Annotated in this window: 27 protein-coding genes; 20 read left to right on the forward strand and 7 right to left on the reverse strand. The window is 44.9% G+C overall.

The window, feature by feature from the left end; all coding sequences use genetic code 11:
* Positions 1–33 precede the first annotated feature (33 nt).
* Positions 34–1356, forward strand: coding sequence for a hemolysin family protein (locus tag BC8716_RS10615; RefSeq protein WP_094425526.1), 1323 nt, complete (start codon positions 34–36; stop codon positions 1354–1356).
* Positions 1357–1408: 52 nt separating this feature from the next.
* Here BC8716_RS10615 and BC8716_RS10620 read toward each other — a convergent pair whose 3' ends face one another.
* The 6 genes from BC8716_RS10620 to BC8716_RS22300 form a co-directional block, all read right to left on the reverse strand.
* Entirely contained in the window at positions 1409–2266 is an 858-nt protein-coding gene (locus tag BC8716_RS10620; protein WP_094425528.1) for a glycine betaine ABC transporter substrate-binding protein, read from the reverse strand.
* A gap of 62 nt (positions 2267–2328) precedes the next feature.
* Positions 2329–3765 carry a DUF2254 domain-containing protein gene (locus tag BC8716_RS10625; protein WP_257251663.1) on the reverse strand — a complete coding sequence of 479 codons (1437 nt, stop codon included), beginning with the start codon at positions 3763–3765 and terminating at the stop codon, positions 2329–2331.
* Positions 3766–3892: 127 nt separating this feature from the next.
* On the reverse strand, positions 3893–4798 hold the full coding sequence (locus BC8716_RS10630) for a manganese catalase family protein (RefSeq protein WP_062745763.1): 906 nt from the start codon (positions 4796–4798) through the stop codon (positions 3893–3895).
* Between the two features lie 124 nt (positions 4799–4922).
* The gene (locus BC8716_RS10635) at positions 4923–5780 is read right to left on the reverse strand and encodes an MBL fold metallo-hydrolase (protein WP_094425530.1); all 858 of its coding nucleotides are present in this window, start codon (positions 5778–5780) and stop codon (positions 4923–4925) included.
* Between the two features lie 181 nt (positions 5781–5961).
* Positions 5962–7101 carry an alcohol dehydrogenase catalytic domain-containing protein gene (locus BC8716_RS10640; RefSeq protein WP_094425532.1) on the reverse strand — a complete coding sequence of 380 codons (1140 nt, stop codon included), beginning with the start codon at positions 7099–7101 and terminating at the stop codon, positions 5962–5964.
* Between the two features lie 129 nt (positions 7102–7230).
* Positions 7231–7380, reverse strand: coding sequence for a lmo0937 family membrane protein (locus BC8716_RS22300; protein ID WP_011248251.1), 150 nt, complete (start codon positions 7378–7380; stop codon positions 7231–7233).
* A 104-nt stretch (positions 7381–7484) separates the two neighbouring features.
* Between BC8716_RS22300 and BC8716_RS10645 the strand changes: the two genes are divergently transcribed.
* From BC8716_RS10645 to BC8716_RS10665, 5 genes are all read left to right on the forward strand, one after another.
* Complete coding sequence (locus BC8716_RS10645; protein WP_157730412.1) at positions 7485–8327, forward strand: uroporphyrinogen-III synthase; 843 nt, start codon at positions 7485–7487, stop codon at positions 8325–8327.
* Positions 8328–8342: 15 nt separating this feature from the next.
* Positions 8343–8960 carry a class I SAM-dependent methyltransferase gene (locus BC8716_RS10650; protein WP_094425536.1) on the forward strand — a complete coding sequence of 206 codons (618 nt, stop codon included), beginning with the start codon at positions 8343–8345 and terminating at the stop codon, positions 8958–8960.
* A gap of 155 nt (positions 8961–9115) precedes the next feature.
* Positions 9116–9484, forward strand: coding sequence for a GntR family transcriptional regulator (locus BC8716_RS10655; RefSeq protein ID WP_011248248.1), 369 nt, complete (start codon positions 9116–9118; stop codon positions 9482–9484).
* Positions 9477–10355 carry an ABC transporter ATP-binding protein gene (locus tag BC8716_RS10660; protein WP_094425538.1) on the forward strand — a complete coding sequence of 293 codons (879 nt, stop codon included), beginning with the start codon at positions 9477–9479 and terminating at the stop codon, positions 10353–10355. Before BC8716_RS10655 ends, BC8716_RS10660 begins: the two co-directional genes overlap by 8 nt.
* Positions 10352–11071 carry a hypothetical protein gene (locus BC8716_RS10665; protein WP_094425540.1) on the forward strand — a complete coding sequence of 240 codons (720 nt, stop codon included), beginning with the start codon at positions 10352–10354 and terminating at the stop codon, positions 11069–11071. The genes BC8716_RS10660 and BC8716_RS10665 overlap by 4 nt, the downstream gene beginning before the upstream one ends.
* A 137-nt stretch (positions 11072–11208) precedes the next feature.
* Here the strand turns inward: BC8716_RS10665 and BC8716_RS10670 are convergent, their stop codons facing one another.
* Complete coding sequence (locus BC8716_RS10670; RefSeq protein WP_094425542.1) at positions 11209–12081, reverse strand: TetR/AcrR family transcriptional regulator; 873 nt, start codon at positions 12079–12081, stop codon at positions 11209–11211.
* A gap of 227 nt (positions 12082–12308) precedes the next feature.
* On the opposite strand from BC8716_RS10670, the gene BC8716_RS22305 reads away from it, so the two are divergent.
* The 14 genes from BC8716_RS22305 to BC8716_RS10735 all read left to right on the forward strand — a co-directional run bounded on the left by BC8716_RS22305 (position 12309) and on the right by BC8716_RS10735 (position 25211).
* Complete coding sequence (locus BC8716_RS22305; protein WP_157730414.1) at positions 12309–12470, forward strand: hypothetical protein; 162 nt, start codon at positions 12309–12311, stop codon at positions 12468–12470.
* Positions 12471–12511: 41 nt separating this feature from the next.
* Positions 12512–15718 (forward strand): efflux RND transporter permease subunit, encoded by a 3207-nt coding sequence (locus tag BC8716_RS10675; protein WP_094425544.1) that lies wholly within the window; start codon positions 12512–12514, stop codon positions 15716–15718.
* A 136-nt stretch (positions 15719–15854) separates the two neighbouring features.
* Complete coding sequence (locus BC8716_RS10680; protein ID WP_062745776.1) at positions 15855–16058, forward strand: alpha/beta-type small acid-soluble spore protein; 204 nt, start codon at positions 15855–15857, stop codon at positions 16056–16058.
* A gap of 208 nt (positions 16059–16266) precedes the next feature.
* On the forward strand, positions 16267–16470 hold the full coding sequence (locus BC8716_RS10685) for an alpha/beta-type small acid-soluble spore protein (protein ID WP_011248242.1): 204 nt from the start codon (positions 16267–16269) through the stop codon (positions 16468–16470).
* A gap of 125 nt (positions 16471–16595) precedes the next feature.
* A complete protein-coding gene (locus BC8716_RS10690) occupies positions 16596–17273 on the forward strand; it encodes a DUF421 domain-containing protein (protein ID WP_062745777.1) in 678 nt (225 codons plus the stop codon).
* 267 nt (positions 17274–17540) lie between these two features.
* Positions 17541–18140, forward strand: a complete 600-nt coding sequence (locus BC8716_RS10695; protein WP_257251650.1) for an SCO family protein — start codon at positions 17541–17543, stop codon at positions 18138–18140.
* 172 nt (positions 18141–18312) lie between these two features.
* Positions 18313–19212 carry a LysR family transcriptional regulator gene (locus tag BC8716_RS10700; RefSeq protein ID WP_062745781.1) on the forward strand — a complete coding sequence of 300 codons (900 nt, stop codon included), beginning with the start codon at positions 18313–18315 and terminating at the stop codon, positions 19210–19212.
* 100 nt (positions 19213–19312) lie between these two features.
* The gene (ssuE, locus tag BC8716_RS10705; protein ID WP_094425547.1) at positions 19313–19858 is read left to right on the forward strand and encodes an NADPH-dependent FMN reductase; all 546 of its coding nucleotides are present in this window, start codon (positions 19313–19315) and stop codon (positions 19856–19858) included.
* 22 nt (positions 19859–19880) lie between these two features.
* Complete coding sequence (locus BC8716_RS10710; RefSeq protein WP_062745784.1) at positions 19881–21188, forward strand: LLM class flavin-dependent oxidoreductase; 1308 nt, start codon at positions 19881–19883, stop codon at positions 21186–21188.
* A 14-nt stretch (positions 21189–21202) separates the two neighbouring features.
* Positions 21203–21553, forward strand: coding sequence for a hypothetical protein (locus BC8716_RS10715; protein WP_094425551.1), 351 nt, complete (start codon positions 21203–21205; stop codon positions 21551–21553).
* 25 nt (positions 21554–21578) lie between these two features.
* A complete protein-coding gene (locus BC8716_RS10720; RefSeq protein ID WP_062745787.1) occupies positions 21579–22349 on the forward strand; it encodes an ABC transporter ATP-binding protein in 771 nt (256 codons plus the stop codon).
* Between the two features lie 14 nt (positions 22350–22363).
* The gene (locus BC8716_RS10725) at positions 22364–23470 is read left to right on the forward strand and encodes an LLM class flavin-dependent oxidoreductase (RefSeq protein ID WP_094425553.1); all 1107 of its coding nucleotides are present in this window, start codon (positions 22364–22366) and stop codon (positions 23468–23470) included.
* An 11-nt stretch (positions 23471–23481) separates the two neighbouring features.
* On the forward strand, positions 23482–24444 hold the full coding sequence (locus tag BC8716_RS10730) for an aliphatic sulfonate ABC transporter substrate-binding protein (RefSeq protein WP_257392302.1): 963 nt from the start codon (positions 23482–23484) through the stop codon (positions 24442–24444).
* Complete coding sequence (locus BC8716_RS10735) at positions 24441–25211, forward strand: ABC transporter permease subunit (RefSeq protein WP_094425555.1); 771 nt, start codon at positions 24441–24443, stop codon at positions 25209–25211. The genes BC8716_RS10730 and BC8716_RS10735 overlap by 4 nt, the downstream gene beginning before the upstream one ends.
* Positions 25212–25282 lie beyond the last annotated feature (71 nt).

A 25282-nucleotide genomic window follows, 5' to 3' on the forward strand; every position in this document is an offset into this window, starting at 1 on the left:
TGCGGAGGTGAATCCCTTATATAAGGGAATTGATTGGACATAGGCATAATTATTAATCTGACCGGCGTAGCGGTTTTAATTGCGTTAACTGCGTTTTTCGTTGCGTCTGAGTTTGCGATTGTAAAAATACGAAGCACACAACTTGAACCCCATATTGAGGGCGGCAGCAAACGCGCGTTAGCGGCGAAAAAAGTCGTTACCCACTTGGACGAGTATTTATCTGCCTGCCAACTTGGAATCACGATTACGGCCCTCGGGATTGGTCGTTTGGCAGAGCCGACATTTGAGCGGATGCTCCATCCGGTCATTGGCTCCTTTGCGATTAGCGATACGCTAGTAACAACGATTTCGTTTCTTATCTCTTTTCTATTTGCAACGTTTTTGCATGTTGTCATTGGCGAACTTGCTCCGAAGACGATCGCAATTCAACGAGCTGAACAGGTGACGCTTTGGATTGCACGGCCACTCATCTGGTTTTATCACTTGCTCTACCCGTTTATATGGCTTTTGAACGGTTCTGCCCGTGTAATCATTAAAGCTTTTGGGTTCCAGCCAATGAGTGAACATGAAGTGACGCATAGTGAGGAAGAGTTGCGCTTGATTTTGTCGGAAAGCTACAAAGGCGGAGAGATTAACCAAGCGGAATACAATTATGTGAACAAGATTTTTGAGTTTGATGAGCGGATTGCCAAAGAAATTATGGTTCCGCGGACGGAAATGGCCACACTTACGATTGACGACGATATGGATGAAATCCTTGCGAAAATCCGTGACCAAAAATATACCCGCTATCCTGTCACAGATGGAGATAAGGACCATGTCCTCGGGATTGTCAATGTGCGAGAGTTGTTAGGAAAGCTGGCGTATGAACCAGACCATCCATTAGATTTAAGGGAAATTATGCGTCCTGCCATTACAATCATTGAGTCCGTTCCTATTCGTGACATTCTTGTGGAAATGCAGAAAAACCAGAGCCACATGGCGATCCTTTTTGATGAATACGGTGGAACGGCTGGTTTGGTCACGATGGAGGACATCATTGAAGAAATCGTCGGCGAAATCAATGATGAATTTGACATTGAAGAAGAACCGCATATTCAAAAAATTGCCGAGCATCACTACCGTATTAGCGGGCAGACACTTATTAGCGAGTTAAATGAGTTGCTCCACATTGATATGGACGATGAAGACGCAGACACAATTGGCGGCTGGATGCTCACACAAAAATACGATCTTCAAGAAGAAGAAACGCTCACCTATGGCAAATATACGTTTAAAGTCAATTCGTTTGAAGGCTACCAAATCAACACGGTTGATGTGTTTTTAACGCCTAAGGAAGCGATGGAAATCGAATAGAATGAACCCCTTCTCTTTTAGGGAGAAGGGGTTTTTCGCGCTTGCCTTTCGTTTAGCCTTCCAGCCATGCGTGTACAAGATCTTCGTGTTTTTCGATCCATTCCGCTACAGCCCCGTCAATATCATCTTCATACTGTTGTTGCAGTGTAAGAAGTTCAGACAGCGTTTCCTCTGTAAAATAGCAATTATTCAGCCAATGAATAAGATCCGGTTCGTCTTCTGCTAAGCCATTGCGTGCCATATAATAAATATCATCCGCTTCGCCATAAATACGATCTGGGTCTTCTAGGAACTTTAAATCGTAAGATCCAAATGTCCAATGAGGGCTCCAAAGAGTGACGACAATCGGTTCCTCGTTTTTGTAACGGGCATCAAGTTCGGCAATCATTGCTTGTTCAGAAGAGGATTGTAAAGTAAACTCTTCCAAGCCGTAATGGTCCATGACTTCGTCTTGCGTCAATTGCATTAACGCCGAGCCTGGATCAATCCCTGTAATTGTTCCCTTTAGCTCGTCGAAATAGCCAGCTAAGTCTTCAATTGTTTCCGCATCATCCATATACGAAGGGACAGCCAGCCCCAAGGTTGTCCCTTCGTACAGGACGCCATCAGCCTGCACGTCTATTTCTTCTGAATCGAGTGAGACGTATGCTTGGTCAGTGAAAGGGAGCCAAGTATTAAAGCCAATATCGATATCGCCGTTTTCGACTCCATTAAAAAGCATTGCTTTCTCCACAAGGGAAAGTTCCACTTGATAACCTTGGTCCTCTAAAACCGTTTTCCACAAATGGGCAAAAGCAATTGACTCTGCATAATTGTTGTGGCCAATTGTAATCGTTGTTTCATTGCTGGCACAGCCGCCAAGTGTCAAAGCGGCTAAAAGAACTCCAGTTATGCTTGTTATTTTGTTCACAACATTCCTCCTAAAATGAAATAAGGTACAGACTTAGTATACAAAAAGGCGCGAAAAATTGCCTACGAACCTGAGTCCGCTTCAGCCTGTTGTTTGACTTCTTCCAAAAACGATTGGTACCCCTCTTGGTTTCCTGTAGTGTTCGCTATTTTTTCCAAGCTGTCAAGAAAATGGCTCCTCGTATAATTGAACGTAAAAGGTGCGCGATAGCCTTTTGCGACCATAAGAGCGAATTCCCAAGAAATTTGATAATAAGAAGAATCGATTGATTCGACGAGAAGGCAGACGGCCTCAAGTACATCATTGGTGATCACAGGATCGTCTTGGGCATAAATGGTGATGTGGGAGAAGGTGGAGTACAGATAAAATTCAAATGTTTCTTTTTTAATAATGACGCGCAGGTCGTTTTTTTGATCAGTCAAGTAAGGCGTAAAACGAGTTACTTTTGAAATCGACAAGAGCAAATCCGTCAACTGGAAAATCGCGTTCGAAGCTGTATCAGGGTCGTCATTGCCAATCGACTTAATCGCAATTTCTTTTAGCTTGTTAATGCCAAATTCAAGGTCTTGAACTTCTGTTTTTTTTGCGCCAATATACACCCATTGCCGCAACCTTTCCACGTTTGCATGGTTGCTTCCCCTTTCCCAATAAGTCATCAGCGGCGTACCTTCCAAGACAAACTCGCCGATCCGTTTCTCAAATCGAATGATGAGATCGTTTTTTTGTGCATACCTTACGAGGCTTTTGTAATTGACGATTTGAATGTAGCCTGACTTGGCTGCACAAACAGTAATGGCCTCCTTGTTGCAAAGATCATTCGGAGACCCGTTCGGTTCCCGTGTCCTGAAAGGCTCCAAATCCTTTCCAAGCGTTTCTAGTATTTGGTTTTTCGATTCGCATTTCATATTGAACATAATATTCGGGACTTGCATCCAATTAACAGAGTGGTTAATGAAATAAATAAAGGCAGCAACAGCAGTCAACATAAACAGAACCGTCATCGTCGGAATCGCAAAATAATAATTGGTCACTTGTTGATCAAGCAGAAAAAACGAAAAAAGAATAAACACAAACACCAAATTAAAAATCCCCATCACATGTTGGGTGCGCTTATCAGAAATAAACGTCGTCAACATCCGCGGCGTAAATTGCCCAGAAAAATTCGTCAGGACAACTAAAATCGAGTTTAATGTAAATGCATTTAGCGTTATGATTCCAGCTACGAGTGAGCTGACGATTTGCCGCGTCAATTCATAGTCTGCCTGAAAAAAGTGGGGTACTGCTCCACCTAAAGACAGCTCCATGTCAACCCAATAAGCAATCGCAACCAAGCAAACGCCTACGATTGCATACAACAAGCAAATGACCCAAACGTTTGCTTTTATCTCGTAACGAAATTGACGTATGGACAAATTTTTGAATTTTTTTAGCATGCGCGGAAAAAGGTGCAGAAAATGCATTTGTTTTTTCCTTTCATCTGGTTGAATATTGCAAGACAATGTCCTTTACCCCTGTTCGCTCCATATCAAACCAGTCGAAAGGTGCTTCATGGTCAAGATGCAGAAAGGGACAACAAATAAAACGCCTCGAGATGCAAAGGCGTTTTACTTGTCAAACGTGTTTTTGTTATAACCCAGCTTCATATTGCAAACGCTTGGAGAGTTCTCTAAACTGTTCTTCATCAAAACCAGGTGCATATTCTTCTGGCACAGGGTCAAGATCAGGTATCTTTCCACCTTCTGGCGTCCCATCGACGACTTCTAATTCACCTGGAGGGCCGATCGGCGTCGGGCCAGACCAAATGCGGTTAAGCAATTGATAATCATCATCGCTGAAACGATAAAGCTTACGGTGCACGCCCATTGCCTCATATTTGTGCGCGTGGTCGAATTTGCTGTTATCCAAGTCTGGGATAGGCAGCAATTTCGTCATATTGACGCCTGTGATTTCTTCAAGCGCCCGAGCATATGCAACAGCGTGGACACTTCCTCGAACGAGCAAATAACCGATTAACTCCCGTGCAGTTTCATTCTCTGTCATTTGGTAAACACGCATTTTATGGGTGCGGGCGCCGCATTCTAAATAAAAATTGTGAAGCAGGTCATGGACTAAGTTGCCACTCGAAAATACATTATCGCCTGTCCATGGTTTGCCACTGGAATCGGTCGGCAGCGCATTTTGACCGCCAAGCAAAAAGTTGAATTTGTTGCCAATGCCTTGAACTTCTTTAAGCGGAGCATGGTCTGGGTTGGTGCTGCCATTGCCAACGGAGCCGTCCAAACATAGATTGATCGTATTGGCGACAAGCTCTACATGGCCAAGTTCCTCTGCTGTAATGCTCGCTATCAATTCATAAAAAGGACGGAGCTTTTTTTTGCTGCGAAAATTAAACGATTGGAACATATAATTGTTCAGTGTCGACATTTCGCCAAAGCGGCCGCCTAACAATTCTTGCACTACGCCAGCTGATTCTGGATCAGGTTCGTTTAGTTCGGGCAAATCAATTTGCAGTTTATCAATACGCTTAAACAATGATATCCCTCCCGGCGAATATGGTAGTGTTCTTGGACTACCTACCCGGTACGGAAACTTTTAAAACAGAAGGGGCTCTTTGGAAATGACAGGCAATGCATATTGCCAGACGGGAGCTCCTAAGTTACTGCACATACTTCCCATAATCAGGAACAGCGATGCGTTCAAATTGCTGGTCAAGGACAGCAAGGCTGTCGCGGAGCTCTTGGCCGAAAAGAGGCAATCCATGGCCAGGAACGAGAACGGCTGGATCTAATGACCGGAGCTTTTGGACGGAGCGATGTGCCGCTGTCCAATCGGTGGTCCAATAGCGGGGCGGACCTTGAATTTCTTGATTTTGGGTGATGACGTCAAATAACTCGTCTTGCTTCACAGTAATAATCGCATCTGCTGATAGCAAAGCTTTGTCCCGCTCACGGAAAAAGGCAACTTGTCCAGGGGAATGCCCAGGTACGTGCAGCCATGTCCATTCATTCTCAAGCCCGGCGAAATCAAGCTTGTCTGGGAGTGGCTTAACATAGTCGTCAAGCTGGATCGGTTCATTTGGAAAGAAGCGGGATAGCTTGGCTACTACCCCTCCTTCGACAGTGGCGTCCGGTTTCGGATAAGCTTTTTCGCCTGTTACATAAGGCAGCTCGTCGGGGTGAATGTAGATAGGGACATCCCATTTTTGTGCAAGATCAAAAGCGCCGCCTACGTGGTCAAAATGGCCATGTGTTAATAGAATCGCTGATGGCGGGTTGCTTTCGCCAAATTGCTTGATGAGCGCCTCTGTAATCATGTCGCTTTTTCCAGGCATGCCTGTATCAATTAACACCCAGCCGTGTGCTTTTGTAGGGTCACCGATAAAACAAACATTGACAATTTGTGTTGTTAAACAAAAAAGTTTTTCCGTCACTTTTTGCATAAGCCCGCTCGTTGCCGAAGTCATCGGCAGTTTGACCGTATTCGGAGCTGTGTGCTTCCAGTCAACAATATCCATTGCTTTCCCTCCACAATTGTGATGCCTCTAGTGTGTACAAGAAAACAAAAACCATGTATCAGACTGTGGGTAAACCTCCGTTCACCGCATGCGAGGGATCCAGTCATTGTCTGCCCACGAAAATCATTGCTCAGTTGGATTCCCCATCACTCCTCGTCTGTTGAATGATGGGGGACATTCATTACAGTTTAAAAATCGTTTTAATGTTGCCGTCTTCTTTTTCGTCAAATATCCGATAAGCGTCTGGGGCGTCTTCAATGCCCATTCGATGCGTAATGATATCAGTTGGGTCAATCGTTCCTCTTTCAATCATGGTGTAAAGGGTGGGCATTAAATGGACAACAGGGGCTTGCCCCATTTTTAAAGAAACATTGCGTGTGAAAAAATCGTTAATTGGGAATTTGTTGGCTTCTGAACCGTATACGCCGGTAATTTGCACCGTGCCGAATTTCCGCACAGCTTCGCTGGCAGTTGCAATTGGCTGGATCGTCCCGAATTGGTTGTCCCCACTAGAGCCAAATGTTTCTCCTGGTGGAACGGTGCCATCCATGCCTACGCAATCAATGACAACGTCAGCGCCGCCCTCTGTGTCTTCATAGAGCTGTTTGCCTATGTCAGGCGTATCGCTGAAGTTATAGGTTTCCACTAAGTTGGTCCGTTTTCCATGTTCAAGGCGGTGTGCGACTTGGTCAACAGCAATAACACGTTTGGCGCCATGAAGCCAAGCAAATTTTTGTGCCATTAAGCCAATCGGCCCACAACCTAAAATAATAACCGTATCGCCTGTCGAAACGCCGGCATGTTTGACGCTCCAGTAAGCAGTAGGGATCACATCCGATAATAAAACAACTTGCTCGTCATCCAATTCACTCTCGGCCGGTAGCTTAAACGGCGTAAAATCGCCATAAGGAACGCGCAAATACTCAGCTTGCCCGCCTGGATAATTTCCAAACTGCTCAGCAAAACCAAATAAACCGCCTGCATCCGAATGAGGATTTCCGTTAGAGTTGTCGCACTGGCTTTCCATTTGGTGTTGGCAAAAGAAACATTCTCCGCAGCTTACGTTAAAAGGAATGACGACGCGGTCGCCCTTTTTTAACGACTTGACCATTGGCCCGACTTCCTCGACGATGCCCATCGGTTCATGGCCCACTACATAATCGGTTTCAGGCACGATGCCGCCGTGATACAAATGCAAATCCGATCCGCAAATACCACTTGCAGTAATTTTTACTATAATGTCTGTGTCTTGTTCAATGGAAGGTGCAGGTACTTCCTTTGGTTCCATCTGCTTTTTGCCTTGAAAGGTAACTGCTTTCATCGGTGAATGCCCCTCCTTTTTTAGTATGTAAGGGGCTATTCCTTCTCTAACGGAGATTAAAACTTCCTGGGATAATCTAATAATAAAAGCGCCGCTGCAACACGATGCAGCGGCGCTTTTATGAGAGGGTTACGATTTTCCTTTTCGCATGTTGAGCATTTGAAAAATAAAAACGACTAAAGCAACAATCAGCAACAGGTTAATGAGCCCTCCGCCAATGTCAGCAATCAAGCCTAGCAGCCACAGTACTAAAATAATGATAATAATGGTCCACAGCATTTTTTTCACTCCCATTTTTAACGTGTTCCGTTTTTTTAATCTTTCCCTAATCGGTCATTGTTAAACATCGAAAGGGCGGTGTGGAATGTGGAGGCTATGGTATAGTGAAAATAGTTAAGAGTAAAGGGGTGGCACAAATGGGAGGACTAGCAGGAAAACATGTGGCCTTAACTGCTTCGCGGAAAACGGAAGAAATGGAGGCGCTTTTACATAAGCAGGGAGCAACGAGCGCTGTCCGTTCGTTGCAAGGCACTGTCATTCAAGATCAAGAAACCGTGACAGAAGCGATAACATCAGGGCTTGCTACACAGCCCGATTGGTTTATCTTTACGACTGGCATCGGTGTCCAGACGCTGCTCGCTTTTGCAGAGGAAGCAGGGGTAAAAGAGGCATTTTTAAAGCAAGTTCGTTCTGCTCGCATTGCTGTGCGCGGCTACAAAGCGAAAAACGCGTTGTTGAAAGAAAATATAGCAATGGATATCGTGTCAGAAGATGGGACGACCGCACAATTAGTTGAGCAGTTAAAGGAAATCGACTGGAACGGCCAAAAAGTCATTGTTCAGCAGTACGGTCTGCCTTCACCGACATTGGAGCAGTTTTTGACAGAGGGGAAGGCGGTGGTGTCCACATGGCTCCCCTATATCCACTATGCTCCTAAAGGAGAAACGATTGACTTGTTTTTAGAGGAGTTGCTCGAAAAAAAAGAGTACGATGCCGTTTGCTTTACAACGGCATTACAAGTAAAGGCGCTATTTGCCAGAGCCAGTGAAACAGGAAGGCACGAGCAGCTCTTGCATATGTTTGCTGGCCCGACAGTTGCATGCGCTGTCGGCAAAGTGACCGCTGAAGCCCTGTCGGAAGAAGGCGTCAAACGTATTGTCTATCCTGAAAAGGAACGAATGGGAGCTATGATTGTCGAACTAGGCAAGTTTTTAGAAGCGCGTTAAAGAAGGAGGGGGACCATGTACGGGGAGATTAAAGCCAGCATTGCCGCTGCTTATAACGAACATGTACAAGAACGTGAAAAAGCCATTATGGCTGGCTGGAAAATACAAGAAAGAGAACGTTTTATGAAGCAATTAGCGAGCGAACACAAACAGGCATTGCTTGATATGGGCTCTGGCCCAGGGCACGATGGGCTGTTTTTCAAAACGCATGGGATGGACGTTTTTTGCGCAGATCTGTCTGAAGCATCTGTTCGTCTTTGCAAAGCGAAAGGGCTTAAAGCTGAAGCGATGAGCTTTGAGCAGCTTAAGTTTGCTGACTGTTGCTTTGACGCCGTTTGGGCGATGAATTGTTTGCTCCATGTTCCAAAGCAAGAATTGCCCGCAATTTTGCTGGAAGTAAAGCGTGTGATGAAAAAGGATGCGTTGTTTTATGTAGGTGTTTACGGTGGTGAAGACTCTGAAGGTGTCTGGGAAGAGGACCATTATCAGCCAAAGCGGTTTTTTTCTTTTTATCAAGCTCAAGCGCTAAAAAAGATACTTGCACGCTTTTTTTCTGTAGCAAGCTTCTCGGTTGTCACGCCTGAGACCATTGGCGGAAAGCTAGAATTTCAAGCGTTTGTCCTCCGTAAATAATAAGGGATAGCAGTAAATGAATAAAGTACGGTTTTGACCAGCTGTTTATGGCTGGTCTTTTTTTTGGGTAAAAAACAGGTTTACAAAAACAGGTGTTTACTGTATGGTTGATTACACGACTAATCAACCGATCAACGGTAGAAAGGAACGAGAATGTGAAGTCCGTTTTTGATGATTCGAAGCCGATTTTTCAGCAAATATCAGAAATGATTGCCGATGATATTGTTGACGGCCAACTGCAAGAGGGAGATCAACTTCCTTCAACTACGGCCCTTTCTCAATTTTATCGTATCAACCGGGCGACTGCGCAAAAAGGGTTGGCGGCGTTAGTGGACGGAGGATATGTATATAAACAACGTGGAGTTGGCATGTTCGTCGCAGAAGGAGCACGAGACAAACTTCTAGCTGAGCGCAAACTTGACTTTCATCAACAATACGTGAGGCCGATGCTGGAGGAAGCAAGGCGAATCCATTTACCAAAAAAAGAGATCATACGCTTGATTGAGGAGGATTATGATGATTGAAATGAACAATGTGCACTTTTCCTATGGGGAGACCAAGGCGCTAAAGAATGTAACAATCAACGAGAAAGAGCCGATTATTATTGGCCTTTGGGGCCGCAATGGTGCAGGCAAAACAACATTAATGAAGCTTCTGGCTGGATTAGAAAAGCCAGAGAGCGGCACGGTGCTTGTCAACGGAATTGCGCCCTACAATTATAGTGGGTCAATGAGGCATGTGGCCTATATGCATGAAAACCATCCGTTTTCAGAGTTATGGAATGTGACCGATGCTTTACGATTCGCTTCGTACTTTTATCAAAACTGGGACGGGGAATTAGCGAATGAACTAGTTGATTTATTTGAACTGCCGCGCCACAAAAAAATCCGCAAGTTTTCAAAAGGGATGCAGACGTTGACGAAAATTGTCATCGGCTTAGCCTCGAAAACCCCTGTCACAATTATGGATGAACCAACGAATGGGCTAGATGCTGACATGCGAAAGCTTTTCTATGAAGTTCTGTTAGAAACGTATGAAGACCATCCACGTATGTTTCTGTTATCTACCCATCATATCGATGAATTAAAGCCTTTGTGCGAAAAAATTGCGATTGTCGATCAGAAAACGATCATTCGTTATGAAGAAACCGAAATGTTAACGGTGCAAGGCATTTTGTTGACTGGGGAGAGAGCGGCCATTGAGGAACTAACGGCAGGGTATAACATTTTAGAGGAACGCACTCTTGGAAATGTCGTGAATGTCATGCTTGATGATTCCTTTTCTGAAACATGGGCAGAGCGGGCTAAAGCAGCTCATGTAAATATTGAAAAGGCATCGCTTCAAGATTACCTTGTTTCTTTAACAAAAAAACAAAAGAAGGAAGTGCAGCAATGAACGCATTGAAAGGTCCTTTTCGTTTAATGTTTGAAGACATGCGAATGCAGTTTTATATTTTGACGGGTATAACTGTTGCATTGTGGTTGTTTTTTCTGGTGTTAGGAATGAGTGTAGACACATTTATGGGCACGTTGTTTGGCCCTTATTATGGCTTGTTTGCGATCTATCCGTTTTTAGTTTACAACAAAGGGTATGTTTACACGCTTGCACTTGGAGGGACAAGAAAGCAGTTTTTGTTTAGTATGCTAGCTGCCTCTGGCTTGTTTATTGTCATTTGCATGACTGTGTTAAATGGTATTTACCAACTAAATGCGTTTTTGCTTAACCAAGGAATAATCAATATACCCCTCTTTCATATGGGCGAATTAGTTGGTTCTGCCAATCCGTTGCTTTATTTCTGGGTTGATCTCCTTTGGTGTGTGTTTCTGTTTGGCGTTAGCTTCGGTATTAACTCTGTCTGGTTTTATTTTGGAACGGTCCGTTTCTTGTTAGGCTTAACCGGAGTTGCACTAGTTGTCATTGCCTATTTGGCGTTTGCTGACCTTCGCACATTGTTTACTTGGATTGTTGAAAACCATCTTGTCTTTTTACATGTCATTGGCGCAGTCGGCTTCGCAGCTGCCGGTCTTTCATATGTGATTATGAAAAATGGCCCACTTGAACGAGGCGGTGAGAGAGGCCTCTTCTTTAAAAACAAAACCGTTCAAGACTAACGAGCTGGTATAAGGAAAACATAAAATCCAAAGCGATTTGGCGAGTGCCTGCTTTGGATTTTATGTTCTCAACTTGACAGTGATCAGGCGTTATGTTCGTTAAAAAATGAAACCTATTCTCTTGTGGTCACGTAAAGTTAATGGATGTCAAGCAGGTTAGCGGCACAGTTGCACAACTCACGGAGCTCCTTAACGGTGGCCATCGTTGCCAACATCCCTTGAAAAATGATTTTCTTAGGCTCCTTTTTACCCATTTCAGCCTGCAATACAGATAGGGCGTCGAGGACTTCTTGCTTTTTTACTTCTGGGATGTGCAAGGTCGGCAATCGTTTTCGAATCGCTGAAAGTGTTTGCTTAACTTGCTCCTCAGTGCTGCCTGAACAGGGCCAGTCTAACTGTTGAAGACGCTGTTCGGAGACGAATGGCTCTTTGCCCTCAGCAACCAGCCCTTCTGCCAAGTTGTCGAGCCGCCTTAGCAAATAAGTTGCTGTCTTTTTAGGGCTAAGGGGATGTTTGGTAAGAAGCAGAAGCTTGAAAAGCGAATGACTTAGCCCTTCAAACAGCAGGATTAGGTCAGGAATATAGCGCTCCGCTTCCTGTCCGTAGATCGATAACAATGACCGCTTTTGCCAATTGTAGTGCTCGAGCTTTTTCTCGTACACAAACTGTCGCACCTCGTGGCTAATGGGCAGCACTTGTTCTTGAAAATGCATGATAATAAACTCTTTATGCTTGGAAACCTCGGCAAACAAAAATTCAATTTGCGTTTGAAATGCCTTCCTTGGCGTTAGCTTTTTTTGCTCAATCCGGTCCAATAAAGTCGACATCTTTTCGTAATAGTAGCGGTAAATGTCGATAAGCAGCTTGTCTTTTGACTCAAAATGCAAATAAAAAGCACCTTTTGAGATTCCAGCCTCAGATGCGATTTCTTGAATAGACGTTGAAAAGTAGCCTTTTTTGGCAAATAAGTGAATCGCCGTTTCGATAATTGTTGTTTTTTTCTCGTTCATCCTATTCCCATCCTCTCGGAGTTGCCATTATCGTAACAGATTAGATGGCCACAAAGCAATCAAAAATGACTACTCAGTCATAAAAGGAGAATTTCAGCTGTGTTTCTGTAAATTTTTTTGTGTAAAATTGTTGGCACAGTTGTATTTTGACGTTTAATCAACTAAGATTAAGTGTATAAAATTGACCGGTCAGTCATGACGCGACTGCGACATTTAGGAGGGGGAACATGAAACGAAAATATACATTGCTTATCGACGGCCTCTGGACGAATCAAGCCACTACATATGTACGAGAAATAACGACAACACGACCTTATTCTTTAGAAGAAATTGTTTCACGTCTAAAATCAATCGGTGTCGACGCATCTGTTTGTGAAAGGCCGTTATAGGATAAGGAAGTGCAATTAGAGAGAAGGGGAGAATACGCTACATGAAATCGATTATTCAGTTTTCGATGAATAATAAGTTTGCCGTCTGGCTGTTGACGGTTATGCTCATTGTCTTCGGTTTGTATGCAGGGATGACAATGAACAGGGAAGTGATACCGGACATTGATGCACCAGTTGTTACGATATCAGGCGCTTATCCTGGCGCTACGCCAGAAGAAGTTGCCAATGAGGTATCGATCCCGATTGAACAAGCCGTAGAAAATTTGGACGGCGTATCGGCCGTGAACTCGTCTTCTTTTGAAAACTTCGCTTCGATTCAAATTGAGTATGAATTTAGCAAGGAAATGGATGAGGCTGAAACAGAGGCAAAAGAGGCGATTGAGCAACTTGAATTTGCAGATGGGGTTGAAGAACCAACTGTATCCCGTATTAACTTCGGTGCTTTTCCTATTTTAACGTTGAGCGTTTCTGAGGAAGGCGCATCGTTGACGGAGCTAACTGAGCGTGTTGAGCAAGACATCATTCCTGAGCTAGAGGGTTTGCCTGGAATTGAATCTGTAACCGCTGCAGGCCAAGAAACAAAAGAAGTGCAGATTACTTTTGAGGAAGAGGCGCTTACCGAACATGGCCTAGACGCAGAAACCGTTACACAATTGTTGGAAGCATCATCGATGCGATTCCCGTTAGGGCTTTATACATTTTCAGGTGAAGAACAGTCCGTTGTCATCGACGGCAAAGTGACTACACTTGATGATTTGCGGAATTTGCAGCTTCCGTCCATCCCTGCCGGTGGTGGTTCTCCGGAAATGGGACAATTGCCTGAAGGCGGCATGCCTGAAGGTGAAATGCCACAAATGCCAGAGGGCGAAATGCCTGACGGAAGCGGGCCGATTGAAGGGCAGCAAGGCATGGAAGGCGGAGAACTGTCTGGAGAAATGCCTGAGCTTGCGCTTGAAACGGTTGCGCTTGAAGATGTAGCTGACATTGAAGTTGTCAATGAGTCGAATTCGATTTCAAGAACGAACGGCCAAACGGCAATTGGAATCGAAATCGTCAAAGCTGGGGATGCCAACACAGTCGCAGTAGCGGACGAAGTTAAAGAAGCAATTGCTTCTTTTGAAGAAGACGGATTGTCGCTATCAATTACAACAGACCAAGCGGAACCGATTGAAGAATCCGTTGCGACTATGGTGAACAAAGCGCTGTTTGGCGCGCTGTTTGCAGTCGCCATCATTCTGTTGTTTTTGCGGAATATCCGTACGACAGTGATTTCCGTTATCTCCATTCCAGTTTCGCTATTTATCGCTTTAATCGTGCTTCAGCAGTTGGATATTACTTTAAATATCATGACTCTTGGTGCGATGACCGTTGCCATTGGTCGGGTTATTGATGACTCCATTGTTGTCGTCGAAAATATTTTTAGGCGTATGGGCTCAAAAGAAGAAAAGCTGTCTGGCCGTGCATTGATCCAAGATGCAACAAAAGAAGTGTTTAAGCCAATTCTATCCTCCACGATTGTGACAGCGGTTGTGTTCCTGCCGCTCGGGCTTGTCGAAGGAATGGTTGGAGAGTTGTTCCTTCCGTTTGGCTTAACGGTGATTTTCGCTTTATTTGCCTCTTTGCTTGTTGCTATTACTGTTGTGCCGATGATGGCAAATTCGCTCTTTAAAAATGGCGCACCTGAAAAACATAAAAAGCAAGAAGAAAAGCCAGGGAAGTTGGCATCTGGCTACCGGCGTCTACTGGAAGCGGCTCTTAACCATAAAATCATCACTTCGCTTATCGCTGTTGCCCTGTTAGTAGGCAGCTTGTTCCTTACACCTTTTGTCGGTGTAAGCTTTCTGCCAGAGGAAGAAGAGAAGCTTGTTTTTGCCACTTATTCGCCTAATGCAGGGACAACGTTTGAAGATGCAGAAAACGACGTCAATGCAGCCGAGGAAGTGCTCCTTGACAGAGAGGGAATTGACGTATTCCAACTTTCCCTTGGGGCGCAAAGCTCATCGATGGCCATGATGCAGGCAGGAGATAATTCGGCGATCTTCTACATTCAATATGAAGATGATTTTGAAGGCTTTACACAAGAAAAAGAAGCCGTTGTCGAGGCGTTAGAAGAAGTAACGGAAAACGGCACATGGACTGGGCAAGACATTGCGACTGGAGGCGTAGGGTCAAGTGAATTTTCGGTAACGGTGTTTGGCGATTCGGAAGAAGACATCGAGCCGGCAGTTGAGGACATCAAAGCGCTTCTAGAGGAGCACGATGACTTGGCCGATCCCGAAACGTCTATTGCTGACCGCTATCAAGAGTACACGCTGAAAGTCGATCAAGAACGATTGAGTGAATTAGGTTTGACAACAGCACAGCTTGGTATGGCTCTGTACCAGGTCGATGACCATAACGCCGTTACGACAGTGGAAGCAGATGGGGAAGAGCTTGATGTGGTGATTGCGACAAATGAGGAAGAGTATGGCTCCCTTGAAGAGCTAACTGACGTTGAAGTGGAAACGCAACTTGGTACACAAGTAGCGATTGCCGATCTTGTCTCAGTTGAAGAAGGGACATCTTCATCAACGATTACAAGAAGGGATGGGCAAATTTATGCGGAAGCATCGGCAAAAATTTTGTCTGATGATGTAGCTGGCGTCTCCACAACGGTTTTAAATGAAATTGAGGAATTAGAGTTTCCTGAAGGGGTTGACGTTCAAGTCGGAGGCGTAACCGCTGATATCGAAGAGTCATTTACACAGTTAGGAATTGCCATGCTTGTTGCGATTGCGATCGTTTACTTTGTGTTAGTCGTAACTTTTGGCGGTGGACTTGCACCATTTGCGATTCTATTCTCACTGCCATTTATTGTGATTGGCGCCCTTGTTGGCTTGTTTGTGACAGGGGAAACCATTAGCATTTCTGTGTTGATTGGAATATTGATGTTAATCGGTATTGTCGTCACCAATGCAATTGTTCTGATTGACCGTGTGATCCATAAGGAAAAAGAAGGCCTTTCCACGAGAGACGCACTTTTGGAAGCGGGAACCGTTCGGCTGCGTCCAATTTTGATGACTGCCCTCGTTACGATTGGCGCGTTGATTCCACTTGCAATCGGTGCTGAAGGAGGCGGGCTCATTTCGAAAGGGCTAGGCATTACCGTCATTGGCGGTTTGACAAGCTCGACTTTGCTCACTTTGGTCATCGTTCCAATTGTTTACGAACTGTTAATGAAAATGCGCGGGAAACTTTTGCGCAAATAGCACGATTGCCCTCTGGCTTTATGAGCCAGAGGGCTTTTTCATCAAAATGAAAGTGATGTCCTTCCATATCATTCCTCGGATAGACGTTTTTGCTGTTTGGCATTCTAGAAGTACAAACCCAAGGAGGTGAAACGATATGGCAGACAACAGAAGCTCAAACAACTTGGTTGTACCTGGTGTGGAACAAGCACTTGACCAAATGAAGTATGAAATCGCGAGCGAGTTTGGCGTAAACCTCGGTGCTGATACCACTTCTCGTGCAAATGGTTCAGTAGGCGGAGAAATCACAAAACGCCTTGTGCAAATGGCTGAACAGCAAATGGGTGGCAAACAGTTTTAATTCAATACACATGGCGAAGGCGGCTTACTAGCCGCCTTCAGACTTTCTATCAGTCTGAGTGCGGTTATCGACTTTGCCGACAACCTCAAGGTGGTTTACTAGCCGCCTTTTTATATAAGCATTACAAATGGATAAATAAGGATAAAAATACTCATACATAGTTCTTTAGCAAATGGTCATTCTAGTGGTATAGGGAGGTGAAACAACAATGGCAAACAATAGAAGTTCAAACAACTTGGTTGTACCTGGTGCTGAGCAAGCCCTTGAACAAATGAAAAACGAAATCGCAAGCGAATTTGGTGTAAACCTTGGCGCTGATACGACTTCCCGTGCAAACGGTTCTGTGGGCGGTGAAATCACAAAACGCCTCGTTCAAATGGCAGAGCAGCAAATGGGCGGACAACAACGTTAAACCCTATATGATGGCTTGAAAGGCGGCATCGTGCCGCCTTTCCTTTTTTCTCGGAGTAAAAAAGAAGGATAACTGTTCCCTGTTTGACGCACACTGTTAAAAGAACCGATCTATGGAGGGATAGTGTGGGAGAACTACTTCAAACTAGTGTAGAACTTACAATTGGCCTAGTTGCGTTACTGGTTTTAACTAAAGTGATGGGGAAAACATCGTTTGCGCAAATTACCCCATTTGATTTTATTTCAGCACTCATATTGGGGGAACTTGTAGGGAATGCCATCTATGATGAGAAAGTCAAAATTGGCGCGATTCTGTTCTCTATTTTTATATGGGGGCTTCTGCTTTATATTATAGAGTGGCTCACACAGCAATTTCGGAAGTCGCGAAAAATTCTCGAAGGAAACCCATCCATTATTATTCAAAACGGCCACTTAAATCGCGCTGAGATGAAAAAGAATAAACTTGATATGAACCAACTTCAACATTTGTTGCGTAAACAACAAGCTTTTTCCGTCAGAGAGGTCGAACACGCTATTTTAGAAACAGATGGAACCGTCAGCGTATTAAAGAAACCACAGTACGACCAACCAACTTACGAAGACTTAAATGTTCCTGAAAAACCGGTTTATTTACCGGTAACGTTTATTAATGATGGCACCGTTGACTGGGAAAACCTCCATAAAGCTGGCTTTAACGAAAACTGGCTCAAAAAACAGCTTGATCAGCATCAAATCGACAAATTTGAGGACGTTTTTTATTTGGAATGGAAGCAAGACGAAGGCATTTATATTGAAAAAATGTAAGCTATGAGAAAATCGGTAGTCCATTTTACAAAACAGCCTTAAAGACACGAAAGTCCAGCACCAACCGATGTAGGAAACACGATGCAACGGATAAATAAACGACAACACCCAAGTACCTATAGGACATGTGGTTGCTTGCTGCAGCCTAGACGTTCATTTGACAGAAATGTGAAGATGCTTGATGTCCCTTGCGTAACCAGCAAGACTGTACTATGATGAAAGCGATTTACAACATGTGCAGGATGAAAGGTTATCCGAGGTGAACTTATGACGAATAAACTATACTTGTCTGTATTGTCTTTTGCAGCGCTTTTGCTTTTGTCATCCTGTGGGTGGATCTACCAGATTGGCGGGGCGCAAAGCGAATTTGACGCCACGGAAGCAGAATTGGAAGTTGCCGATTTTGCTTATACCAATCAAAACGGGGAGGAAGTATCGTTAAGCGATTTTGAAGGGGAATATTGGTTGGCTGACATGATTTTTACGTCTTGTCCCACGGTTTGTCCGATTATGACCCCTAATATGCGGGAATTGCAAGATATGGCGATTGCCGAGAACTTGGATTTGTCGTTTGTGTCGTTTTCGATTGACCCAGAAAACGATACGGTTGAGCATTTAAAAGGGTATACGGAAAACATTGGTGTAAACGATGCGTACTGGGATTTCTTAACGGGCTATGATTTAGAGGAGATCCAAGCATTTGCTTTGGATTCGTTTAAAGCACCTGTTGAAAAAACAGAAGACGATTTTCTTCATAGCACCCGATTTTTTCTAATCGATGGGGAAGGGAAAGTTGTTCGGATCTATGACGGGTTGGCTTCTGACTTAAGTGATATTAAAGCAGACATTCAACGGACAGTGAAGTAAGAGTATAAGAGGAAGGAAAGGCGAGCAGGCAAGTCGATTTCGCCTTTTTTTATTTTGGCTGGGGTCGTTTTACAACCGCGGCGCTTATGTATATTTATAGTTTAGTAAATTGATAAGAAATACTTGAATAGTGTGTTTTGGAAAGCTACTATATGACGTAAGGAGGGTGGTTATGGATTTAAGAAGCATTAAGACCTTTCAAACGATTATCAAGCATGGCAGCTTTCAAAAAGCTGCAGAAGAGCTGTCCTACGCACAATCGACGATTACGATGCAAATGAAAAAACTGGAAAGTGAGCTAGGAGTGGTTCTTATTGAACGTGGGAAGCCATTTCAATTAACAGAGGCTGGACGTCTCCTCGCATTACAAGGTGATTTGCTCCTTCAAGAATTTGAACGATTACAAGAACGGATGAATGCATTAGTAAAAGGAGAAACTGGGCATATTCGGGTTGGTGCAATGGAACCAGCAGCTAGCTATCGCTTGCCTTACGCACTCGCACCGTTTTACGAAAAGTTTCCGAGGGTAAATGTCAGCGTCCAAATAGAAAGCAGCAGAAAGCTAATCGAGATGGTTGAGGCCGATGAGCTTGACTTGGCTATTTGTACAGCTGCAAATGTGCCGACGACAGTTCGCTTTTTGCCGCTGTTTCTTGAAGAGGTCGCCATATTAATGCCAGATGGCCATCCCCTTGCTAATGAGAAGGACATTTCATTGCCCCAGTTGGAAAACGAGCCCATGTTAATTACAACTGCTGCGTGTCCATTCAGGAGAAACATTGAAAAGCAAATGCAGGATCGTGGACTGCGGCCAACTTATCGAATGGAGATAAGCAATATGTTGGCGCTAAAGCATTATGTTCAAGCAGGATATGGGATAGCAGCGGTTCCCATCCGTTGTGTGATGCCTCCTCCTAAAGGAACAGTCCTGAAGGCGATCCGCCTGTTTGAAGAAGATTTGCTAGTCGGTCTTGCGGAAAATAAAACAAAACCGTTTGGCAGAGTAGCGACATCGCTTAAAGACATTCTTCAAAAAAACCTCCGATATGAAAAGGAACCAATTCAAAAATAATGAATAGAAACTTCATTTTTTTCAATTATACAAAAGCGTTATGTTTCGTTATAGTAGTATTAATCCGATGGGTTAACTTTAATTTAAGAGGGGTGATTGTGTGAGCAAGACTGTATTAATATATGGAGGAATTAGCAAGCAGTCCAGGTTGATCGGTTTATGGCAAAAGGCGTCTTCTGTTTTTGCTGAGTACAGCGAAAAAGTAGAAACGATCTTTGTTCATGAGTTGCCTGGAAATGACTTATTGGCCGCCAACTCTAAAAGCGAAGCGGTACAACAGGCGAAGCAGAAGGTGGAACAAGCGAGCACCATTGTTGTGTTTACTCCGATTTATAAAGCGTCATTTAGTGGGATTTTAAAAACGTTCCTTGATTTGTTGCCTCAAAAAGTATTTTCCGAAAAAATCGTTTTGCCGATAGCAATTGGCGGTACTTTTGGCCATCTTCTTGCAATTGACTACGCACTTAAGCCTGTTTTAGCGGCCTTAGGGGCGACCACCATTCTTAGCGGTGTTTTTGTGCTCGATCAAGACGTAAAACAAGGAGATTCAGGCACATATGTGTTAACGGGACCAGCGGATGAACGTCTCGAACAACAAGTGCGCCTCGCTCAAAAAACGGCGCAGTTGTCCTTTATAACCAACTAAATTTATGAGAAAAGAAGGAAACATGATGAGCAAAAAGATGAGGCTTGGAGTGTTTTTAATGGGTGCTGGCCACCATATTGGTGCTTGGCGCCACCCCAAAGCAGCAGCTGATGCCTACGAAAGCATCGACTTTTATAGACAAGTGGCTCTGTTAGCTGAAAAAGGGAAGCTTGATATGTTGTTTATTAGTGATGCCCTGTCATTGACAGAAAAAAGCCATCCGTCTGAGTTGGTCCGATTCGAACCGCTTACGCTCGTGTCTGCTCTAGCAATGACGACAGCTAAAATTGGATTGGCGGCTACCGCAAGCACGACTTATAATGAACCGTTTCATATCGCCCGCAAGTTTGCATCAATCGACCATTTAAGTAATGGCCGCTCTGCTTGGAACATTGTTACCTCTTATTACGAAGAGGAAGCGTACAACTTCGGCGATTTGCCTCACCCGCCACATGCAAAGCGTTACGAACGAGCAGCAGAATTCGTCGAGGTCGCCAAAAAACTGTGGCGTAGCTGGGAAAGAGGGGCAGTCATCCGAAATCAACAAACAGGGATTTACTTTGACGCAAACAAAGTCCATGCCGTCAACCATAAAGGCAAATATTTTTCGGTTAAAGGCCCCTTAAATGCATCGGCGCTGCCGCAAGGGGAGCCTGTCCTGATTCAAGCCGGTTCCTCCACTTATGGCACTAAGTTTGCAGCTCGATACGCAGATGTTGTCTTTACAGCACAACAGCATTTAAGAGGGGCAAAGCGATTTTACCGTAACTTAAAAGAGCAAGTCGCCGCCGCCGGGCGGCTGCCGGAAGAGGTTCTCGTGATGCCAGGCATTTCGCCGATAACAGCCAACTCAAAAGAAGAAGCAGAGGCGATTTACGAAGAGTTGCAGTCGCTGTTAGATGAGGAAACGAGTTTGGCTTTTTTATCAGACTATTTAGGGAAAGTATCTTTTTCGAGAAAACAGCTTCACCAACCGTTATCTATTGCTGACTTGCCGCCTACAAATGGCAACCAAAGCAGGCGCGACCTAATCGTCGAGCTTGCTAGCCGCGAGCAATTGACCGTTTTGCAATTGGCACGGCGTGTTGCCGGGGCGAGAGGGCACCATATTGTTTGCGGTTCCCCTACACAAATTGCAGATGTCATGGAGACATGGTTTCGGGAAAAAGGAGCAGACGGCTTTAATTTAATGTTTCCTTATTACCCAGGCTTAATGGAAACATTTATCGAACAGGTCATTCCCATTTTGCAACAACGAGGGCTGTTCCGCCTTGATTATGAAGGGGAAACATTACGTTCTCATCTTGGTTTACATGAACATCAAGTTTAAAAGGAGGAGTAGCTATGAAAATCGCCTTTGTTTTAAATGAATCAGAAGACATTGTCCCGATTACAGAAGGGATCGTTCTGCGTGTTTATGATAGCTCGTCGAAGAGCTACAACGATTATCCGAATCCAGCTTTAGAACAAAAAGAGGGGAGACGGTCCGCTGCACTCCAATTTGCCATTAAACAGGGCGTCCATGCGCTGGCAGCTCCACCAGAAACATTATGCGAACAGTCATACAAGTTTGCGCGCAAAGAGCAGCTATCGTTTATTTCTTTGCCTGGCCCCGTCCCTTTCAACCAAATCATTAGCCAACCACTTGCCTTGACGGACCAGCTGCCAAAAAAAGAAATTAGCCCAAGTGTTTAACGGAGGAAGGAGGCTTATAACGGATATGGCAACCGAATTGCAACACGGTGCAGCAATTGAGATCGATCAGCTCTACAAGCAATTTGGCAATAAAAACGTTCTTCAAGGCATAGATGCAACCATACATGGAGGCGAATTTGTTGCTGTAGTAGGGAAAAGCGGCTGCGGCAAGAGCACATTGTTGCGGCACGTGGCAGGGCTTGAGACGGCGACTTCAGGAGAAGTGAGGCAGAATGGAGAACGGATCGACGGCATCAATCAGCAAGCACGCCTCATGTTCCAAGAGTCGCGCCTTTTGCCGTGGCAAAATGTGCTAACCAATGTTGGCGTTGGGCTTCGTCTCGAAGGAGAGTGGCAACAGCAAGCAGCGGCGCTTCTTAAAGATGTCGGCTTGGATGGTCGCGGCAATGAGTGGCCGGCTGTACTATCTGGTGGGCAGAAACAACGCGTTGCCTTAGCCCGTGCCCTTGCAGGCGGACCGAAACTGCTGTTACTCGACGAACCTCTTGGAGCCTTAGACGCACTTACCCGAATGGAGATGCAGCAGTTGGTTGAAAGGCTGTGGCTCATACACCGATTTACAGCGTTGCTCGTCACCCACGATGTCAGCGAAGCAGTCATGCTTGCTGATCGGATCATCGTGATTGAGGAAGGGAGAATTGTGATGACGAAAGACGTTCCATTGCCCCGTCCCCGTGTACCAACGGCGCCAGATTTTGCTGACATTCAAGAAACGATTTTAAATGAATTATTAGGCATTCAGGCGGAGAAACCACTCCTGCAGCAAACGAATTAAAGGGGATGAGGAAATTGGTTGAGTTTATTACAATGGCACCTACTTCAGGAGATGGCACGAGCATTTCCACCGGAAACGCTGGCTGGACAACGGCAAAAGGAACAACGCAGCGTGAGCCTTCTTTTTCCTATATAAAGGAAATTGCCGAAGCGGCTGAAGCCGGCGGCTTTACGTCGCTATTGCTTCCAACAGGCGCTGGCTGCTTAGATTCAGTAGCGGTAGCTGCCAATTTGATTAACTGCACCCAATCATTGAAATTTTTATTTGCCGTTCGACCTGGCGTCATGTCGCCAACGACGTTTGCTAAGCAATTTGCCACGATCGACAATTGGTCGGAAGGAAGGGCGCAAGTGAATATTGTCACAGGCGGTTCGCCGAAAGAACTGGCTGGCTATGGCGATTTTTTGCCTCATGATGACCGTTATCGTCGTACAGAAGAATATATCCATGTTTTGAAGCGTCTATTTTCAGAAAAGGAAGTTAGTCACACAGGAGAATTTTATGAGCTAAAAAAGGCAACGCTGTTTCCAACATTAAAGCAAACAAGCAGTCCCAAAATTTTCTTTGGCGGGGCCTCGGAAACGGGAAAACAGGTAGCGGCAAATGTCGCCGATGTATACATGATGTGGGGCGAGCCGCTTGAAATAGCACGAGAGCGGATTAACGACATGAAAGCGCGCTACGCAAGAGCGGGCAGACAAGCAAGCTACAGCATTTCTTTTCAAGTTGTGCTCGGAAAAACGGAAGCAGAAGCATGGACAAACGCGAATGCGCTCGTTCAACATTTAGCGCCAGAAGCCCTTGAACAAAAACAGCAGGACAGGGCAAAAGGCGATTCTGTCGGCGTTAATCGCCTTCATGATTTGATGGAAGCGAGCCGTAAAGACAATTTTGTCATTGGCCCTAATTTGTGGGCAGGATTGACACAAGTACTGTCCGGCAATTCCATTGCCCTTGTCGGTACGGCAGACCAAATTGCTGACCGAGTTGTTGAATTTGTCAGTCTCGGCTTCGATAAAGTCCTTTTGCGCGGTTTTCCCCATTTGGAAGTGATTACGGAAATTGGTGCAGAAGTGATCCCGCGTGTAAATGAGCGCTTATCCCACGCCGTAACACATTAAAGGGAGTGACGATGTTGAGAAAGATGGCAATCTTTGGCCTTTCGTTTGGGATTGCGGTAGGGTTGGCGGGTTGCAATGACCCTGGCGCGGCAGCAGAGAAAGGCGAAACGGTGACAATTGGCTACCAGAAAGGAGCGTTAACGCTGTCTCTTAAAGAAGATGAGGCGTTCGCGAGGACAATGGCTGACTTGGGTTACTCCCTTGAATGGGCAGAATTTAATACAGGCAGCTCCACGCTTGAAGCATTAGGGAGCGGGAGTACAGACCTTGCCAATGCCGGGGATACGCCTTCGATTTATGCCATTGCCAACAGGCAGCCGATCCATTACATCGCCGCTACAGATAATGCCCCTTACAGTGAAGGCATTTTAGTCCACCCCAATTCAGGCATCGATCGCGTGGAAGATTTGGAAGGGAAGCGGATCGCCTTTAACCGAGCATCAATCGCCCAATATTTGTTGTATAAAGCATTAGACTCGGTTGGGCTAACTTTTGCAGATATAGAGCCTGTGTATCTAGGGCCAGCAGATGCACATTTGGCCTTTGAACAAGGGAATGTCGATGCATGGGTCACGTGGGATCCGTATTTAGCCGTATCTGAAGAAAAAGGCAATCATGTCATTGCGACGGCGGACGGCCTTGCTTCCTATCGATCCTTTTACTTTGCCAACAGTGATTTTGCCGATCAACATCCAGAAGCGGTACAGGCGTATGTCGAAGCTTTGCAACGGGTAGGCACTACGATTGAAAGCGATGCAAGCGAGGCTGCAGCGATTATGGAAAAAGCGACAGGATTGCCGCAAAATACGTGGGTTGGCATTTTAAACCGTCTTGATCATGTTCCGGATTTTATTGATGAAGAGGCAGTATCTGACCTCCAAGAACAGGCAGATGATTTAATGGCCATCGGTTTGCTAGAAGGCGAAGTGTCAATTGTTGATTATGTCTGGAATCGAGAGGAGGAAAGTGAATGAACAGTTGGAGACAACGGTACCAAGATGGAGTAGCGCCATGGATCGTGCCCCTCTTGTTACTCATTTCTTGGCAATTTATGAGCGTTTACGGTTTGTTCTCCCATTTACTTGCAAGCCCATTGGAGGTCGTCCAAGCAGCGTGGCGGATGATTGCGAATGGGGAACTGGTTAGCCACATGGCAACCAGTTTTTATCGAGCGTTAGCAGGCTTTATCATAGGCGGCGGGCTTGGCCTTTTGCTAGGCATTGCCAATGGCTTATCCCCATTTTCAAGTAAGTATTTAGATAGTACAATTCAAATGTTGCGGAATGTGCCAAACCTTGCACTAATTCCACTTGTCGTCATTTACATGGGAGTAGGCGAAAGTGCCAAAATTTTTCTTGTGGCAGTCGGTGTGTTGTTCCCTGTATACATTAACACGTTCCATGGCATTCGCTCGATTGATCAAAATATGCTAGAAATGAGCAAAATGTATGGGTTATCAAAATGGAAGTTATTCACTAAAGTGATTTTTCCTGGTGCGATGCCATCCATTTTAGTTGGCATCCGTTACGCTTTAGGCGTGATGTGGGTAACCCTTATTGTTGCCGAAACAATTGCCGCTACTTCAGGAATCGGCTATATGTCAATGAACGCAAGGGAATTTATGCAAGTTGATGTCATCATTTTAGCCATTCTTCTTTATGCGTTTTTAGGGAAGCTGGCAGATACGTTGGCAACGTTTGCCGAAAAGCGGCTGCTGCGTTGGAACCCAACTTACCGTTGACCTGTTTTGATTAAAAATTTGTCCATAACAAAAAGAGAAAAACGTACAAAGTTTGAAACCAACAAGCAGCT

Source organism: Shouchella clausii, from assembly GCF_002250115.1.
In the GTDB taxonomy this organism is placed as follows: Bacteria; Bacillota; Bacilli; order Bacillales; family Bacillaceae_D; genus Shouchella; species Shouchella clausii.

Excerpts from the sequence above, each read along its gene's own strand:
- BC8716_RS10715 (WP_094425551.1), top strand. The coding sequence starts at position 21,203 with ATGAAAATCGCCTTTGTTTTAAATGAATCAGAAGACATTGTCCCGATT.
- BC8716_RS10730 (WP_257392302.1), top strand. The coding sequence starts at position 23,482 with ATGTTGAGAAAGATGGCAATCTTTGGCCTTTCGTTTGGGATTGCGGTA.
- BC8716_RS10680 (WP_062745776.1), top strand. The coding sequence starts at position 15,855 with ATGGCAGACAACAGAAGCTCAAACAACTTGGTTGTACCTGGTGTGGAA.
- BC8716_RS10650 (WP_094425536.1), top strand. The coding sequence starts at position 8,343 with ATGTACGGGGAGATTAAAGCCAGCATTGCCGCTGCTTATAACGAACAT.
- BC8716_RS10635 (WP_094425530.1), bottom strand. The coding sequence starts at position 5,780 with ATGGATATTGTTGACTGGAAGCACACAGCTCCGAATACGGTCAAACTG.
- BC8716_RS10695 (WP_257251650.1), top strand. The coding sequence starts at position 17,541 with ATGACGAATAAACTATACTTGTCTGTATTGTCTTTTGCAGCGCTTTTG.
- BC8716_RS22305 (WP_157730414.1), top strand. The coding sequence starts at position 12,309 with ATGAAACGAAAATATACATTGCTTATCGACGGCCTCTGGACGAATCAA.
- BC8716_RS10670 (WP_094425542.1), bottom strand. The coding sequence starts at position 12,081 with ATGAACGAGAAAAAAACAACAATTATCGAAACGGCGATTCACTTATTT.
- BC8716_RS10720 (WP_062745787.1), top strand. The coding sequence starts at position 21,579 with ATGGCAACCGAATTGCAACACGGTGCAGCAATTGAGATCGATCAGCTC.
- BC8716_RS10640 (WP_094425532.1), bottom strand. The coding sequence starts at position 7,101 with ATGAAAGCAGTTACCTTTCAAGGCAAAAAGCAGATGGAACCAAAGGAA.
- BC8716_RS10710 (WP_062745784.1), top strand. The coding sequence starts at position 19,881 with ATGATGAGCAAAAAGATGAGGCTTGGAGTGTTTTTAATGGGTGCTGGC.
- BC8716_RS10700 (WP_062745781.1), top strand. The coding sequence starts at position 18,313 with ATGGATTTAAGAAGCATTAAGACCTTTCAAACGATTATCAAGCATGGC.
- BC8716_RS10685 (WP_011248242.1), top strand. The coding sequence starts at position 16,267 with ATGGCAAACAATAGAAGTTCAAACAACTTGGTTGTACCTGGTGCTGAG.
- BC8716_RS10660 (WP_094425538.1), top strand. The coding sequence starts at position 9,477 with ATGATTGAAATGAACAATGTGCACTTTTCCTATGGGGAGACCAAGGCG.
- BC8716_RS10665 (WP_094425540.1), top strand. The coding sequence starts at position 10,352 with ATGAACGCATTGAAAGGTCCTTTTCGTTTAATGTTTGAAGACATGCGA.
- BC8716_RS22300 (WP_011248251.1), bottom strand. The coding sequence starts at position 7,380 with ATGCTGTGGACCATTATTATCATTATTTTAGTACTGTGGCTGCTAGGC.
- BC8716_RS10735 (WP_094425555.1), top strand. The coding sequence starts at position 24,441 with ATGAACAGTTGGAGACAACGGTACCAAGATGGAGTAGCGCCATGGATC.
- BC8716_RS10675 (WP_094425544.1), top strand. The coding sequence starts at position 12,512 with ATGAAATCGATTATTCAGTTTTCGATGAATAATAAGTTTGCCGTCTGG.